15 protein-coding genes and 3 pseudogenes are annotated in these 15,387 nt (G+C 68.8%); 8 read left to right on the forward strand and 10 right to left on the reverse strand.

Annotation, left to right across the window (positions count from 1 at the left end):
- Window positions 1-66: 66 nt before the first annotated feature.
- A pseudogene (locus tag OG972_RS46225) lies at window positions 67-477 on the reverse strand (GNAT family N-acetyltransferase); the annotation flags it as partial.
- A gap of 410 nt (window positions 478-887) precedes the next feature.
- On the opposite strand from OG972_RS46225, the gene OG972_RS46230 reads away from it, so the two are divergent.
- Together OG972_RS46230 and OG972_RS46235 are read left to right on the forward strand one after the other, a co-directional pair.
- Window positions 888-1,337, forward strand: a complete 450-nt coding sequence (locus OG972_RS46230) for a hypothetical protein (protein ID WP_266992760.1) — start codon at window positions 888-890, stop codon at window positions 1,335-1,337.
- 21 nt (window positions 1,338-1,358) lie between these two features.
- Entirely contained in the window at window positions 1,359-1,682 is a 324-nt protein-coding gene (locus tag OG972_RS46235) for a Tn3 family transposase (protein ID WP_266992762.1), read from the forward strand.
- Window positions 1,683-1,847: 165 nt separating this feature from the next.
- Here the strand turns inward: OG972_RS46235 and OG972_RS46240 are convergent, their stop codons facing one another.
- From OG972_RS46240 to OG972_RS46265, 6 genes are all read right to left on the reverse strand, one after another.
- Window positions 1,848-2,369 (reverse strand): transposase, encoded by a 522-nt coding sequence (locus tag OG972_RS46240; RefSeq protein WP_266993040.1) that lies wholly within the window; start codon window positions 2,367-2,369, stop codon window positions 1,848-1,850.
- On the reverse strand, window positions 2,270-3,544 hold the full coding sequence (locus OG972_RS46245) for a transposase (RefSeq protein WP_266992764.1): 1,275 nt from the start codon (window positions 3,542-3,544) through the stop codon (window positions 2,270-2,272). The genes OG972_RS46240 and OG972_RS46245 overlap by 100 nt, the downstream gene beginning before the upstream one ends.
- Window positions 3,545-3,640: 96 nt before the next feature.
- On the reverse strand, window positions 3,641-3,910 hold the full coding sequence (locus tag OG972_RS46250) for a hypothetical protein (protein WP_266992766.1): 270 nt from the start codon (window positions 3,908-3,910) through the stop codon (window positions 3,641-3,643).
- Between the two features lie 15 nt (window positions 3,911-3,925).
- On the reverse strand, window positions 3,926-5,173 hold the full coding sequence (locus tag OG972_RS46255; RefSeq protein WP_266992768.1) for an MFS transporter: 1,248 nt from the start codon (window positions 5,171-5,173) through the stop codon (window positions 3,926-3,928).
- Entirely contained in the window at window positions 5,170-6,111 is a 942-nt protein-coding gene (locus tag OG972_RS46260) for an ATP-grasp domain-containing protein (RefSeq protein WP_266992770.1), read from the reverse strand. The genes OG972_RS46255 and OG972_RS46260 overlap by 4 nt, the downstream gene beginning before the upstream one ends.
- Window positions 6,069-6,458 (reverse strand): hypothetical protein, encoded by a 390-nt coding sequence (locus OG972_RS46265; protein WP_266992772.1) that lies wholly within the window; start codon window positions 6,456-6,458, stop codon window positions 6,069-6,071. The genes OG972_RS46260 and OG972_RS46265 overlap by 43 nt, the downstream gene beginning before the upstream one ends.
- 190 nt (window positions 6,459-6,648) lie before the next feature.
- Between OG972_RS46265 and OG972_RS46270 the strand changes: the two genes are divergently transcribed.
- Together OG972_RS46270 and OG972_RS46275 are read left to right on the forward strand one after the other, a co-directional pair.
- Window positions 6,649-7,587: a YafY family protein gene (locus OG972_RS46270; RefSeq protein ID WP_266992774.1), complete on the forward strand. Its 939-nt coding sequence runs from the start codon at window positions 6,649-6,651 to the stop codon at window positions 7,585-7,587.
- 298 nt (window positions 7,588-7,885) lie between these two features.
- Window positions 7,886-8,032, forward strand: coding sequence for a hypothetical protein (locus OG972_RS46275; RefSeq protein ID WP_266992776.1), 147 nt, complete (start codon window positions 7,886-7,888; stop codon window positions 8,030-8,032).
- A 188-nt stretch (window positions 8,033-8,220) separates the two neighbouring features.
- Here OG972_RS46275 and OG972_RS46280 read toward each other — a convergent pair whose 3' ends face one another.
- A complete protein-coding gene (locus tag OG972_RS46280) occupies window positions 8,221-8,895 on the reverse strand; it encodes an SMI1/KNR4 family protein (protein WP_266992778.1) in 675 nt (224 codons plus the stop codon).
- 1,464 nt (window positions 8,896-10,359) lie between these two features.
- On the opposite strand from OG972_RS46280, the pseudogene OG972_RS46285 reads away from it, so the two are divergent.
- The 3 genes and pseudogenes from OG972_RS46285 to OG972_RS46295 all read left to right on the forward strand — a co-directional run bounded on the left by OG972_RS46285 (window position 10,360) and on the right by OG972_RS46295 (window position 13,567).
- Window positions 10,360-11,431 (forward strand): annotated as a pseudogene (locus tag OG972_RS46285) (bifunctional DNA primase/polymerase).
- Window positions 11,428-12,981 carry a phage/plasmid primase, P4 family gene (locus tag OG972_RS46290; RefSeq protein ID WP_266992780.1) on the forward strand — a complete coding sequence of 518 codons (1,554 nt, stop codon included), beginning with the start codon at window positions 11,428-11,430 and terminating at the stop codon, window positions 12,979-12,981. Before OG972_RS46285 ends, OG972_RS46290 begins: the two are co-directional and overlap by 4 nt.
- A gap of 202 nt (window positions 12,982-13,183) precedes the next feature.
- Window positions 13,184-13,567: a DUF6009 family protein gene (locus OG972_RS46295; RefSeq protein ID WP_266992782.1), complete on the forward strand. Its 384-nt coding sequence runs from the start codon at window positions 13,184-13,186 to the stop codon at window positions 13,565-13,567.
- A gap of 179 nt (window positions 13,568-13,746) precedes the next feature.
- Here the strand turns inward: OG972_RS46295 and OG972_RS46300 are convergent, their stop codons facing one another.
- Entirely contained in the window at window positions 13,747-13,992 is a 246-nt protein-coding gene (locus OG972_RS46300) for an alpha/beta fold hydrolase (protein WP_266992784.1), read from the reverse strand.
- A 334-nt stretch (window positions 13,993-14,326) separates the two neighbouring features.
- Here OG972_RS46300 and OG972_RS46305 point away from each other — a divergent pair.
- A pseudogene (locus OG972_RS46305) lies at window positions 14,327-14,575 on the forward strand (nuclear transport factor 2 family protein); the annotation flags it as partial.
- A 26-nt stretch (window positions 14,576-14,601) separates the two neighbouring features.
- Here the strand turns inward: OG972_RS46305 and OG972_RS46310 are convergent.
- On the reverse strand, window positions 14,602-15,378 hold the full coding sequence (locus tag OG972_RS46310) for a cytochrome P450 (protein ID WP_266992786.1): 777 nt from the start codon (window positions 15,376-15,378) through the stop codon (window positions 14,602-14,604).
- Between the last annotated feature and the right edge of the window lie 9 nt (window positions 15,379-15,387).

The raw sequence follows: 15,387 nt of genomic DNA on the forward strand, positions 1-15,387 counted from the left end.
TCCTCGGCACCGTCACCGCTACCGCACTCCTCATCTGGCTCCGCTCATAACCGAGGAGAAAGGGCACTAGGCGTCCCGGTATTGATCCCGGACCTCGGGGCGTTGCTGGAAGCCGGCTGACTTGTAGGTGGCGACGGCACCTACAATGGCGCTCGGGGCGCAGACGATCGCGCTCGACGAGCCCAGCTCCTGGAGTGCGGCCGCCGCGGCGACGGTGATCGCCTCGCCGTAGCCGTGACGGCGATGTTCCCGGTGCACGCCCATCGGTTCGAGCAACCCGGGCCTACCCGGACCGGCCGACCACACCGTCACCGCCGCCACCGCGTTGCCCTGCTCGTCGTACGCGACCAGACACCAGGCGTCGGCGTACGGCAATCCGGCCGCCATTGCGTGCCAGCGCTTGTCCGTGAACCTCGACCCGTCGAACGCTGCCCGGTGCACGGCGGCAAAGACGTGTGCCTGCTCCGGCCCGATCAGAAGGTCACCCGACAGGCTCTCAGAGTTACCGCGGAGGGGGCCTCGGTCGCTGACCTAATTCGAAATCTCGGTCGCTTCGGTCGCTTCAGTAGCTGTGGGTGGTCTCATTCTGCCCGGTGTGTACCTGTTGATGGCCGAGGTTGCTGAGTCTTTCTGAAAGTTCAGTCGCTTGGGTCGCTTCGGTCGCTGCCCGGCGGCCGCTCTCGCCGCGCCCATCCGATCGGTCGGTGGATTCTGTGATGGGCGGCCTCCGGGACGGCGGTTCACCACGTGCTGAATGAGCAGCGCGGTGCCGGGGACCGCGCCCAGCCCGCTACGGCACGGTACGCGGCTTCATCCGCCTCCTGGCCGAAGTCATCGACTTCGGCTCCGTCGGGGCCGGCGCCCCGACGGTCAAGACCGTCAAGCGGTTGCCGGACCTGACCAGCCGGAAGAAGGTCGGCGCCGAGGAAGTCACCTCCGACCTGGTGACCGGATCGTGGCGGCGGCTGGTGTTCGCCAACCCCAATCTGTCGCACGGCCTGGTCGACAAGGCCACGTACTCGTTCTGCGTCCTGGAACACCAGCACCGTTCCCTGCGCCGACGGGACATGTTCGCCAAGGACGGCGACCGCTGGGGCGACCCCCGCGCCAAGCTGCTGGCCGGGGAGAAGTGGATGGCCGCCGAGCCGACGGTGCTCACCGCGCTCGGCCTGGAGAGCGAACCGGCCGGACACCTCGCTGAACTCGCCTCAGCCCTGCACGCCGCGTACGTCCAGGTCGCCGCCGGGCTGCCGGGCAACCCCGCGCTGGAGGTAGCGGGCGGGAAGCTGAAGCTGGCCAAACTCGGCAAGGCCGGGGAACCCAGGCTCATGGCGTAGTTCCGTCAGCTGGTCAACGGCATGCTGCCCCGGGTCGACTTCCCCGAACTGCTGCTGGAGGTCGCCGAACTGACCAGCATGGCAGACGCGTTCACGCACATCTCCGGCGCCGACTCCGGCATGGAGGGCTTCACCACCAGCCTCTGCGCCGTGCTGCTGAGCGAGGCGTGCGACGTGGGCCTGACCTCGGTCATCAAGCCCGACGTCCCGGCGCTCACCCCGGGGCTGCCTGGTCCAGGTCGACCACATCAACTTCCTGGGCCGGTACGCCTTCACCCGGCCGCCGGCACCGGGCCTGCGGCAGCTGCGTGCCCCGCACATCGACGACGAGACGGACGACGGTGAGGACTGATAGCCGCAGGCCCGTACAGTCGAAAGCGGTGCGGCCCGGAGCCACCACCTATGACTCCGGGCCGGACCGCCTCGTGGGCGAGGCTCAGCCGGTGGGCAGGATGCGCAGGCGCGGGCCGTGCTGAGCTTGACTCTGTCGGTGATCTTGGATGGTCGAGGTTAGGTGCCGAGGGTGCGCCAGGACTTCGATCGGGGAATTCCCTGCTGGTCCAGGAAGGTCTGGAAGGCGGTCGGCGGTCTCGGTGAAGGGGTTTCCTGGGTCACTGACCGAGTGCTGAGTCGTTCGATGTTCACGGCGATGGCTGTGAGTACGTGTTGCAGGTGGGCTTTCGGCTGTCCTCGGTAGCGGCAGCGGCGCATGCCGTGTCCGTGGGCGAACTCGTTGATGGTGCCCTCCACGCCGGAGCGGACTGCGTAGCGGGCCTTCCATTCGGGTGTCTGCTGCTCGGTGCGGACGCGGACTTGCAGGTCGCGGAGTTCTCGCGGGGGAAAGCCCACGTTGCGGGCGTTCTCGCGGGAGCTGGTGCATCGGGGGCGGTCCGGACAGGGCTGGCACTGGCTCTTGGTGAACCGTGCCACGATCAGGGGCGCCGCGGTGGGCGAGGAGGTCGGGTAGGGGCCGTGCCAGCCCGCGCTGACCTGGCCCTGGGGGCAGGTGACTTGTCGGCGGTCGAAGTCGATGTGGAAGTCGTCCCGGTCGAAGTCCTCGTTCCTGCGGTGCTGGCGGGTGGGGTTGCCCGGTAGCGGCCCGGTGACGGTGACCTGGTGTTCGCGGTCGGCTCGTTCCAGGTGGACCAGGGAGGTGTAGCCGCCGTCGACCAGGTGCTCGGCGGGCAGCAGCCCGCGACGAGCCAGGCGGGTGTGGATGCCGGGCAGGGCCTGCCGTCGTTGGTGGCGGCCGACGTGGTGGCCACGTCCGTGATCACGTTGACGCTGTCAGAGGCACACGTCTCGGTGAGATGGGCGGCGAAGCCCTTCCAGCGGATGATGTGTCCATGCCGCACGTAGCGCGCCGTGATGTCGTAGGGAGAGACGATCGCCGAGGAGGAGGGCGGTAGCCCGTCGTCGTCGGTGGTGCGCCAGCTCAGACGGCCTGCCGTGTCGCGGTAGTAGTGCTGCACCACGATCTGCCGTAGGGCCTCGGCTTGTGGGCCGGGCCGGTAGGCGGACCCGTCCCGGTGGAGTCGCTCCAGCAGTCGGCAGGCGTCGTTGCCGGCGGCGAGGATCCTGGTCTTGGGCCGGGTGGGGTTCTTGCCCAGGCGGACCGGGCGGCCATAGCGGCGCCCCCAGTCCTCGTCGACCAGGCCGATCAGCAGATGCCCAGCCGTGCGGGCCACTTCTTCAAGCGCGGCACGGACCGCCTCGGTGACCAGTTCCAGCCGGGTCAGGTCGCGCACCGCGGCCAGGACGTGGGTGGAGTCGGTGCGCTGCGTGGTGCGCTCGCCCACGAGGCCGGCCTCCTTCAGACGGGCGAGCACCAGATCCAGGAGTCGGTCGGCGCGGTCGTCCTGCGCGACGCGCTCGCGGAAGTCGGCCAGCACGCTGTGGTGGAAGCCGGGATCGTCCAGCTCCATGGCCATGGCGTACTTGAAATCGATGCGGCAGCGGACCGCTTCCGCTGCCTGCCGGTCCGACAGACCAAGCAGGAACTGCAGCACACAGACGGTGGCCAGTTGGGCAGGCGAGAGCCCGGGACGCCCGTCGCGCGGATACCAGCCGGCGAAGTCCTCGTCGCGCCACAACCCGTCCAGCCGGTCTCTGACCCACATCGCCGTCGTGCCGGTCGGATTGCTTGCCCGTGCGATCTGGGCGGTCAGAGGCGGGACTTGCTCACCGGAGCGGGGATGGAGCGACAACGGACACCTCGGCAGCTGTATCGGCTTTCGAAACAGCACTGAGCATGCCCGCCGATCATGCTCGCGCACTGGGAAACACCAAGATCACCGACAGAGTCAAGCTGAGAACCTGCTGCTGAAGCCGACATGCCAACAGACGTGGGCTTCGTGGCGATCGTCTCTTGGATTGGTGAACACAGTCTTGGCCTTGCCGACGGGCCCGGACACGCACGCCCGATGCCCGTCCGGCCAAGAGTCGGGCAGGTCGTCGTCGTGGCCGCTGATGCCGAACTCGGTCGCCGCGGCGTTTTGCAGCCGGGCGTAGTCGGCCACGTAGGCGTCGCAGATCTCGTGTACGCCGACGGTCGGTGACGTCGCGCCGTCCATCGTCCCACCCCCAGGTCAGGAATCCGGTTCGAGAACTGTGGATGCCGCGCGGCGGCGCGGCAGACAGAGCTGGGCGGACAGCAGCCCGGCCACGCCGACCAGGGCCCACAGCGCCCATGGGCCGATCGCGTACGCGGCTCCACCGATGAGTGGTCCGGCGCCCGTACCGGTCGTGTACGCGACGCCGTGCAACCCCTGGTAACGCCCGACCATCCGCGGCGGAGCCAGACTTCCCAGGTAGGCCTGGGAGATGGAGCTGGTCATCATCTCGCCGAGCGTCCATACCAGCACCGTCGCCGACAGCAGGACCATGCCGGTCATGAACCCGGTCAGCGCGAGACCGACACCGGTGATCAGGTTGCCGATGGCCAGTACGTACTCCGGCCGGTACCGGGAGACCGCACCGGTGATGGGCAGCTCAAGAACCAACACCAGCAGACCGTTGAGCCCGATGAGGAGACCGAAGTCGCGCTCGCTCAGACCCACGTTGCTGACGTGCAGGGGCAGGCCGACGGTGGACTGGATGCAGACGAACTCGGCGAACACGGTCATCAGCAGGAATCGCACCAGGGTGCGGTCGGCGAGCACCTGCCGGTACCCCACCGCCCGGTCCGCCTGCGTGTCCGCGTCGTCCTGGTCCGACCGCGCCTTGGGTGCATCCCGTAGCAGCACCCCCACGACCACGCCGAACAGCAGGCACGCGACGGCATTGCCCAGGAAGAGACCCACATAGGAGGTGCTGGCCAGCACACCGCCGATGACGCCGCCCAGGGCAGCGCCCACGTTCATCGCGAACCGGAACACCCCGAAGGCGGCGAGCCGTTGCTGGTTGGTCGCCGCCACGGAATCGAGCAGCACCGCGGCCGCGGCCGGCCGGTAGATCTGCGAAGTCACGCCGATGAGACCGACCACCGCGACGATGATCGGCAACGGTCCGAGGGACGGCATGATCGCCGTCAGCCCGGAGGTGGTCACGGCGGACAGCACGATGGTCCATCGCCGGCCGATCCCGTCGGCGAGGTAGCCACCGACGGCGTTGCCGAGCACTTTGCCCACACCGGACACGCCCAGTACCAACCCCGCGGCACCGGCGGAACAGCCGCGCTCGGTCAGGTAGAGCACGATGAACACGGGCAGGAAGTTGCCGACCTGGTTGACCAGGATGCCGAGACTGATGATCCACACCCGGCCGGGCAGACCGCGCAGCGCGGCGCGGAATCGCGGCTCGTCGAAGCCCGACCGGGTCGGTGGCGCGGTGCTCACGCAACGGGCTCCGTGCGCACGTGTATTGCCGCGGCCAGCCGCCTGCCGTTGGCGATCGCTTCGGTGGCGGTGGCGCCGCGGGCGATGACGTGACCGACCTTGTCCTCGTTCCAGGTCAGCGGTGGCACCTCGGCCCCCGGCTCCACCTCCAACTGGAGGTCGACGAACGCCGGGTCTGCGCGCACGACATCGACGCCGGTCACCTCCACGACGCGACCGGGCTCCGGCGTGAGGAACCGGACGGCCGCTCCGCCCCGAGGCTCGGGCGACGTTGTGAGCGGCTCCACCATGCCGAACCCGGCGCCCAGCGCGTAGCGCTCCATGTCGACGCCGTAGGCGATCTCGGTCAGTTCGTTGATCCGGTCACCGCCGATGCGGTTGTGCGACTCGACGATCCGCGGGCCGCGCGAGGTCAGCTTGACCTCGGTGTGCCCTGGACCGTTGCGCAGCCCCACCGCGTCGAGGAAGTCCGTCACCAACCGCGTGACCTCGCGCAACGTCTCGGCCGAGCAGCCGCTGGGCTGTGAATGCCCGAGCTCGACGAAACCGGGGCCGCCGCACTCCTTGTCGGTCACCGCGACAGCCACATGACGGCCGTCGAAGGTCAGGGTCTCCACGCTGATCTCCGGGCCGTCCAGGAACTCCTCCATGAGGAACTCGTCGAAGGATTCGGCACAGGCCAGGTCCCCGGCGGCCCAATGCCCGTCGTCGAGGGATCGGAACCGTTCGGCGACGACGTCCACGTCGGCTTGGTCGCGGATGCAGAACACCCCCAGGCTGCCCGATTCGCGGATCGGCTTGACGATGATCGGGAGCCCGTGCGCCTCAGCGAACTCCCGAACGTCCTGTGTGGAACGGCCGACCGCGGAGACCACCGGGCTGATGCCCTTCGCGGTCAGGTGCTGGCGCATCCGCCACTTGTCCAGCAGCAGTTCCACGGTGGCGACGGACTCGCCGCCGAGACCCAGCGCCTCGTTGATCCGCGCCGCGGCAGCAGCCCGAGCTCGAACAGCGACACGGCCGCCTGGAACGGGTACGCCTCGTGCAACGCCTGGGCCAGTGGCAGGAGCCGGTCGACGTCCCCGTAGTCGAGCAGCAACGCCTGATCGACGTAGGGCCAGTGGCCGCGGTCATACGCGTCCGAGAACTGGGCGTGAACCACGTCCAGGCCGAGCTCCCGGGCCTTGCGCACATGCTTGAGCTTGCCGCCGATGACCAGGACGCGAGGCCGTCCAGCGGCGACCGCCGAGGACCGACGGCCGGTGGGTACGACATCGTCAAACAAGGTGGCTCCCTCTCTCACGCTTCCTCCCGGCGGCGAGCCGACCACGACGGGGACGTCGAACCGGCGGCCCGTCCGACAGCTTCACCAGGCCTTTGGCCACGGCTTCCGTGCGGTCGAATCGCGCATCACGCTAGGACAGGTTCCGGACAATCTGCTTCCGGTATAGGAAGCGACCCCCTAATCTGCTCGTGTGCCGACCGATCTCAGCCCCACCGCACGGGCTCTGCGCACCATGGAAATCCTCCAGACCCGTCCCGGCACGACGGCGGGCGAGCTCGCCGCGTCGCTGGGTGTCACGGAGCGGGCCGCGCGCCGGTACATCGGGATCCTCCGGGAGGCGGGCATCCCGGTCGAGTCGACCCGAGGCCCGTACGGCGGGTACCGGCTGGGACGCGGGACGAGGCTGCCGCCGGTGGTCTTCACGGAACCGGAGGCACTGGGGCTGGTCATGGCGGCGCTCGACGACGCCGACGAGCTCGTGGGAAATGCGCTGAGCAAGGTCATCCGAGCGCTGCCGGAGAAGGTCGGCCAGCAGGCGGCGACGCTGCGCGACCATGCGTCGGCTGCGCCCGACCCGTACTCGGTTCGGCCTGATCCGGCCACCACCAGCGCACTGGTCGCGGCGTCCGCGGTCCGACGGAGCGTGCGGGTGGCGTATCGCAGCGAGTCGGGGAAGGAGTCGGAGGGCGAGGTGGACCCCTGGGCGGTGGTCGTCCGCCACGGGCGCTGGTACCTCTTGTGCCGCTCGCATCGCGCGGACGCGATCCGCACGTACCGGGTCGACCGGATCGGCGCGGTCCATCAGACGACCCGCGCGTTCGACCCGCCTGACGACCTTGACCCGGTGGCGGCGCTGGAGGAGAACCTGGGCACGGGCTGGGAGTACCTCACCCGCGTGGTGTTCGACACCCCCCTGTCCGAGGTGGCGCGGTGGGTCACGCCCCCCATGGGACGACTGGAGGCGTCGGGCGACGGGTGTGTGCTGGTCGGTAGTACGAGCACTCCGGCGATGTACGCGCAGGAGTGGCTGGCGAGGATGCCGTTCGGGTTCCGCGTCGAGGGCGGGCCTGAGCTCCGGGCGGCGGTGGCGGCGGTGGCGGCGCGCTTCACGGCGGCGGTGGAGTCCTAGAGGCCGTCGTCCGCTCGGGGCTGCGCCGGCCGGACGCGGGAGTCGGGAATGGCGTCACGGCTCGGGGAGGATCAGTTCGGCACCTCCGTGCGGTGCGCCACACGGACCGGAAGCCGGACGCCGTTGACCGCAAGAGGGAAGAGGATCCGCATGTCCACCACCGTCTCTGGGGTTGTCGGCCCTGACGGCACGATCGTTTCAGGCGTGGGCTTCACCGCCGATAGGGTCGAGACGGGTTAGCGGAGCTCACAAAAGGGAGTCCGATCAGCTTCACTATCCGTTCGATGCGGTGCCGGCGGTGACAACAACCGTCGTCGACGAGGGTTCGTGGGCGCTGGACAACTCCGTCGTGTGGGCCATCGACCAGAACCACGTGCAGCTCATCGCCGGGAACACCAAGGATGAGCAGGCCGACCGAGGATTCTGCTTCATAGCCATCGGGTGAGCCTTCAGGCCCTGCTGTCGCGATAGCCCAGCATCAGGGCGGTTCCTGCTCGGTCATCGGCGGGCCGACGGCTCCTGCCGTCGGCCCGCGTCGTCTCGGCGCCGCCGTCGGCGACTGGCCCAGAGGGGGTTCCGGTTCGGTACGGAGGATCAGCTTTCTCGATACGGCCGGCCAGTGCATCCAGCCCCCTATCGGTCCAGGCCGCAGAGGGCTTCGGCGGCGGCGAGCCGGCCGAGGTACCAGCCGGCGAAGTCCGACGGAGAGCCGTCCGCGTTGCGCATCGGATGCAGATCCGTACCGTCGCAGCGGGGGTCGCGCCATATTCGGCCGCGCTCCGAACCGGTCACGACCAGCCAGACCGTCAGCCCGCAGCCCTCATCACACAGGCATAGCGCCCCGGCTGTGGAGCGCGGGTCGTACTGTATCTTGGCCAGACGCTCCTCCCACATCTCCAAGGCCACGTCGAGATCGGCGAGATCGTCGAAATCCTCCCTATCCGGCCGCTCAGCCAGGATCCTCACCGCTGCCACCGGATCCACCCCTCCCGGGAACGGCTCGGCGAGCAGGCCCGGCTCGATCTCCTCAGGGCTGTCGCCGACCAGGTGCCAGCCACCGGAACCGTCGCGCCGCACCGGGAAAGCGCCGTAAGCCGGGCCCGCCCCGCCAGCTCCGACATGCAGGAGGAACGAGCGATAGTCCTCGGGCAGCTCGACGCCGAACCACGCCTGGACATCGGCCACCTCTGCGGCCGTCAGCGGTGCATCGAGCGCAAAACCGTGTCCCATCGCCCCGAACACCTTGTCGCTGCCCGGCACTGCAGCCAGAGCCAGAACCCGCTCGCGTACCCCGGGCCAGTCGGTCATGGCGCTTCACCCTATCGGTACTCACCATCGCCAAGGCGACCCGTCGGATCGACCCGAAGTACCCGTTCCGGTCGGTGCAGTTCCCGCGTGCAAGGCCCCCGCTGGCGGTTGACCGGGCGAGAAACCCATCCCGAAGCGGATGGCCACCGTGGTCTGCGTGTTCGACGCCGTCCCGGCCCCGAGAAGGTCGCACGATGTGATCCATCCGCCCGGCACCCGCAGCGCCGGCCGCCTGCCCCGCCCGCCGAGCGCAAGTGGGGCGCCCTACTGATCCATCCGGCGGCCAAGGTCTCGCCGACGCGTTCGCGCAGGCCGAAGCCCACGATCCTGGTCACCACCGCAGTTGGGTTGTCCTGGCCGGCGGCACCCGCCACCAATTCGACCTGATCCAGGCCGAGGCCACCGCCGCAGTCGCACGACCAACGTGCTCCTCGGCTTCGTGCACGTCACCGGATACGTGTGAATCGCAGCCCCCGTCTTCCACAAACCCGGCACCGTCGAGGCCGACACCTTGTCGCCAAACATCTGACGGCTATTTTTTGCAGGCCAAGCCGACCCCGCCGCCTACGTGCGCCTGCCGGAACCTGGTCGGCGACCGCCTCGATATCACCGGCGCCCGATGGGGACTCACCGGAGCCGAAGCCGTCCGGAAACTCCGCACGGTGATCGGCAACGGCTACCTCGACGCCTACTGGCGCCACCTCGCGCGCCGCGAGCACCAGCGTCTCCAGCCCACCCCCAAACCAGGGGAAATACGACCTCACCGCCCGATCACGCGATTCACTCCGGAGGAACCGCATCCAACGGGGATTCAAAGGGCCCGACAGCCCTGCCCCGGAACTGGAGGGACTGCGCGGTTCTCGGTCCCTGACGTTCCGGCCCTGTTGTTTGCGCAGGTCAGGGCTACTCTGCAGGCCCTGACAGGGACCGTAGGGACTGAAGAACGCAATTATGTCGTAGATGCAGAGATGCTCTTCGTACGTACGCGCATGCACACACATATCAGGCTCGGCTCATAACAGCGAAGTTGAGTCCCTACAGTCCCTGCTTCGGCGGCCTTCATGTCGGAGTAGGGTCCTGACCAGCGCTGGTGTCAACTCCCTTGCCAGGGGCCGCGCCTGCGCTCAGACCCTGAGCCTTGGTCCCTGAGCCCTCCTTCGGGCCCAGGCGTCTTCTCCCTCGCGCTTGCCCCCGCCCTCACCCGACGACCCGCATCGCGTTCGTTGGTCCCTTCAGCCCTCAGGGGCGGACAGAGATCCCTCAGTCGAGGGACCCAAGGGACCAAGGAAGCCGATAGAACGGCACACGGGGAGCAGGACACACCTCATCTTTCGAATGTGGGCCTTACACTCTTTCGCATCAGAGTCCCTTCGGCCCCTGACCGGGCAATCGCGCCCATGCCAGGTGTGCGAAGCGATCGGGCAGGCAGAAGTGACGAGGACGATTTCGGTGCCGCTCGAAGGTGTGAAACACGACAGGCCCTCGAGGATCGGGCCTGCTTCACCGCGATCCGTCGCGCGGTGGTGTGTCGCGCAGGGCCGGCCTGTCCATCCCCTGGCGCCGGGGCGCAAGACCCCTGTCGGGAATTGCCCTGCCTGCAGGGCGGGCAAGCACAGGCCAGCAGCGTCCCCCTGCCTGCCCGCGGGCCGCACCTGCCACGGCTTCCACGCGGCGACGACCGATCAGGGTCTCATCGAGCAGTGGTGGACCGACACGCCCGCAGCAGGTGTGGGCGTCGCCTGCGGACCCGCAGGCCTCGTCGTGATCGACATCGACGCCCACCAGACACCTGTGCCCGATCGGGAACACCTACTGCCGGGTATCCGCATACCCGAGCAGGTCCGGCTGGACGGCCTGGCCTCCGGTTTCGACACGTTGGCCCTGCTGGCCGCCTACCGCGGCGAGAACGATCCGGCGCGGGACGAGAACACCTTGCGGGTGCTCACACCTTCCGGCGGTCTGCATGTCTGGTACCGGAACCCGGAGCCGGCCACCCACTACCGTTGCTCGACTGGTTCCGGTCGGCACATGGCGCTCGCCTGGCAGGTCGACGTACGTGCGGAGGGGCGGTTACATCATGGCCCCAGGCACCCGCACCCCCAAAGGTGTCTACCGTGTGGCGGGCCCGGCTCGGCACCCCGCTGTGCTGCCCGAATGGCTCCGGCGGGAACTCCGACGCACCGGACATGTGCTGGATGGCCAGACACCTGCCGCCTCCGCTGAGCCCCCAGCGCCTGTGCCCGGCCGCCGTCGCACCGCCAGTGCACCTCAGGTCATCGATCCTCTGATCGCGCGGGTCGCTGAGTGCGCCGCGGCTCCGGAGGGGACCGGGTTCTCCGAGAAGCTCAACAGAGCCGCGTACACGGCCGGAGGCCTGGTCGCCGCGGGGTATCTCGACCACGCCGCCATTCGTGACCGGCTTGTCCGTGTCGCCTGCTACGCCCGCCCTTGGCAACAGTCCCGGAATGAAAAGATCGTCGACGACGCTCTTGCCGTAGGGACCGTCCGCCCTCTCCACCTCAAAGGACGTACATGAGCAGCACCGTCGAAGGCTCACTGCATTTCGATCCGCAGGCCGCCGCTCAGCAGATGCTCGACCTTCAGGCGGCGGAACCGCTCCCCGAAACCCCGCGCCTTCCCGCCCAGGGGCCCGTCGGAACCCTCGTAACTCCTGCCGCGCTGGGCGTCGTTGCCCCCACCCCGCGGCTGCCTCCGTCTCTCTCCGACCGGGGAAACGCCCGTCTGTTCGTGCAGCTGCACCGTGACCGGTTCCGCCATGTGGAGGGACTGGGCTGGTTCGTCTGGGACGGGTACCGGTGGAAGCGCGGGGGAGGGGAGAAGTCCGCGCTGTGGGCCGCGGGGGAGATGGCTGAGGACATGGCTGCCGCCGACCCGCGAGGCGTCTTCAGCGACCGCGAGCTCGCGCAGCACAAGCGGCGTACGTTGTCCACGACTGGCCTCAAGGCCCTGCTGACCCAGGCGAAGGCCTCGCCGGACATCACGGTGGACCCCGACAGGCTCGATGGGGACCCCTACGCCCTGTGCACCCCCATCGGAGTGGTCGACCTGCACAATGGCCAGTTGCGCAAGCCCGACCCCACCCGTGACCTCCACTCTCGGGCCACCAGCGTCGCGCCGCAGGCCATGGAGACCCCGCGTTGGCACCGGTTCCTCGCCGACACCTTCGGTGACGACGACGAGGGCCGGGAGATGATCGACTTCCTGCATCTGCTGCTCGGGTACTCCATCACGGGCGACGTTGGAGCCCAGGTTCTGCCGTTCCTGCACGGTGAGGGAAAGAACGGCAAGTCCGTGCTGCTCGACATCATGATCCAGATCCTGGGTGACTATGCGGACGCGGCTCCGCCGGGCTTTCTCATGGACCGCGGGGCCTTCTCGGAACACTCCACAGAGCTGACCGAACTGCACGGCCGCCGCTTGGTCGTCTGCATCGAACTGAAGCCCAACGACAAATTCGACGAGGCCCGCGTCCGCCTGCTGACCGGCGGCGACAAGATCAAGGCCCGTCGCATGCGGCAGGACTACTTCTCGTTCACCCCCACCCACCATCTGTGGCTCCTGGGCAACCACCGCCCCGAGGTCTCCACGGGCGGCTTCGCATTCTGGCGGCGCATCCGCCTGCTGCCGTTCACCCGGACGGTCCCGGCGCAGCGCAGGATCGACAACCTCGCCTTCGAACTCGTCCGCGACGAGGGGCCGGGCATCCTGCAGTGGCTCATCGAAGGGGCGCAGCGCTATCTGCGCACGCGTGATCCCCTGGAGGGTCCCGACCGGGTCCGTATCGCCACGACGGCATACGCCACCACCGAGGACCACATCGGCCGCTTCCTGGCCGAATGCTGCACGCGGGACGCCGACTCGAGGAAGGATCTTCGGGTCGAGCAGGGACTGCTCTACGCGGAGTACAGCTCCTGGTGCAACGCGGGCGAAGGGATCCGGCCCGCCACGCCCCGGGCCTTCGCCAACCGGGTCCGTCACGAGGTGGGCGTGACCTCGCCGACCGACATGATCAAGTCGAACGGGCGCAAGTACTATCCGGGTATGGCGCTGTTGGAGCACGCATGACGGCCGTCGGACGTGAGGTGTGCGCAGCACGTGCCCTACACCGCTGTCGTCGTGCGCCTTACGATGGTGGACAGGCCTCCCTACGCGGTGGCCCCCGCAGAGCGGCTCGTCACCTGGCGGTGTGCGGGTCGGAGCGGAACGGCCAGATACTCGGCCACGTCCCCATGGTCGGGGGCATGCCGACGAAGGAGGGGCTGCAGCCATGAGTTCGCTGTTGACCGAGAGCGATCTCCTCCACGAGGCAGAGGTGGTGTGGCTGGAGAACCTCGAAAGGCTGGACTACGTCCGTCAGGCACTCGACAAGACCAGGCGGCGGAACACCAAGCCGCCGTACGCACGTGACGGACGCATGGTGGGGTACGCCCTGCTGGACGAGGGCGCCTCCCCGGACCCGGACAGCGGCCTGTACAAGCGTCGCGTGTTCTTCCTGCTGCCCCACGACCGGGACAGCCTTCCCGGCGGCCTCTACCGCGAGGGCGCGCCGGGCGAGGCAGTCGACCCGCGCACGATCGCCCCGAAGAAGCCGGGAGCGAAGACACCCAGGTCCCAGAGCGGTTCGGTGGCCATAGCGACGTCGACGCCCTGAGGCAGGACCTCGGTCTTCGGCCGGCCGGGGCGACACGCCGGCGCAGGCGCTGCACGCGACGCGCGGCGTGCGGGGGAGCCGACAACCCTCCATGAGGACAACTGGCCGTTCCTCTTGCGGAGTTCACGTGCGCAGGCCCTTCTTCGGCCGACGCACCTCACGGAATTCCCCCGGTCGTCCTACGCGGCACGCTCTTGCCGCGTTGCAGTCCCGAGGACGAAGTCGACGACCGCCTTTGCGAACAGCATGGACTCCTCGATGTGCCCGAAGTGTCCGCTGTTCTCCAGTACCAGCAGTCGCGAATCGGGAATCAGCTCGTTCAGCTCGAGACCCCAGCGCGGACCGCAGATCACATCGTGCCGCCCCACGACGACCAGAGCCGGTAGCTCCAAGTCCCTTGAGTGCGACGCGGTCGCCGATGACATCAGGCGTGAGGTCCTCGTCCAGGCCTGCTGGGCCGGAAGACCCGCCAGCTGCGCACCAGGACCGTCTGACCTTCTCGCACACCCCGTTTCGACCCGCGTACCCCGGAGGGACGCGGGTCGAAACATTTACGGACTCCCGGTGGCGGCACACACGTGCGTGCCCGCCCCGAGGTCCGCCTCCCTCCGCGTACTCCGGACGACCCCCTCCGGCCTCGGCGAGGACCTTCGCTTCGCCTGGTCGAGGACGTGTACGGTGCCCTCTCACATGTATGCCAGCCCCCCGGTGGGCGGCGACCGGATCCCCGTGCGGTCACTGAAATGTATTCTCGGATTCATGAGCACGACTGCGGATACAGCTGCCATAACCAACCTGATCGCCGAGTATGCCGAGCTGGTCGACACCGGAGACCTCGCCGGCGTGGGCGAACTGTTCGCCGACGCCGTGTTCGTCGGCAGCGGCGCACCGGTCCCTGGCCGGGACGGGGGAGTGGAGAAGATGCTCCGGGACAGCGTGATCCTCTACGAGGACGGCACTCCGCGCACCCACCACGTCACGACCAACATCGCCGTCGATGTCGACGAGGAGGCGGGAACCGCCGCCGCGCGGTCCTATGTCACGGTGTTCCAGTCCCTGCCCGACTTTCCGCTGCAGCCGGTGCCGCGGGGCGCTACAGCGACCGCTTCGAGCGCCGGGACGGACGCTGGCGATTCACGGAGCGCCGGGTCCGGATCCATCTGGTGGGCGATGTCAGCCGTCACCTGCGCGCTTAGGACCTGACTGACATACCCGTCGTCCGCCAGGAGGGCGGGCCTCGCTGCGTCCGGTGCGTGCGATCCCAAGGCGCCCCGCCGGGTCACGTCGAGAACGGCCGAGTCGTCACCGCCTGCCTGCGGGGTGTCGTGTCCGGCCGAGCCGAGAGCGACGACGATCATGCTTCCCCGGGGGATCGGCACCCCGCCCAGTTCGAGGTCCTCCGACGCGTTGCGGCTCGTCGAGCGTTCGACGGAAGTGTCGTAGCGCAGGAACTCCTCCACCGCGCCGGGCAGCAGCTCGGGCCGCTCGCGCAACAACCGCAGCTGGTCCGGGTGTTGCAGCAGGGCCAGTACGCCGTTGTCCAGCAGGTTCACCGTGCTGTCGTGGCCCGCGACGACCAACATCATGGCCGTGCCCACCAGTTCCTCCTCGGAGAGCCGGCCGTCCTCCTGGTCGCGCACGGCGACCAGGTCGGCCAGCAGCCCGTGCAGAGCGGCCAGCGCCGGGCGGTGCTCGGACGAGGCCACCTGGAGCGCCTGCCCCGACCAGCGGCGGAAGTCCAGGTGGTGCTTCCGCAGGATGCCGAGGAGTTCGGCTGTCACCGTGGAGGGCAGCGGGTCGAGGGTGCGCACAGGTCGCCC

It is taken from the genome of Streptomyces sp. NBC_01669 (genome assembly GCF_026339735.1).
GTDB lineage: Bacteria > Actinomycetota > Actinomycetes > Streptomycetales > Streptomycetaceae > Streptomyces > Streptomyces yanii.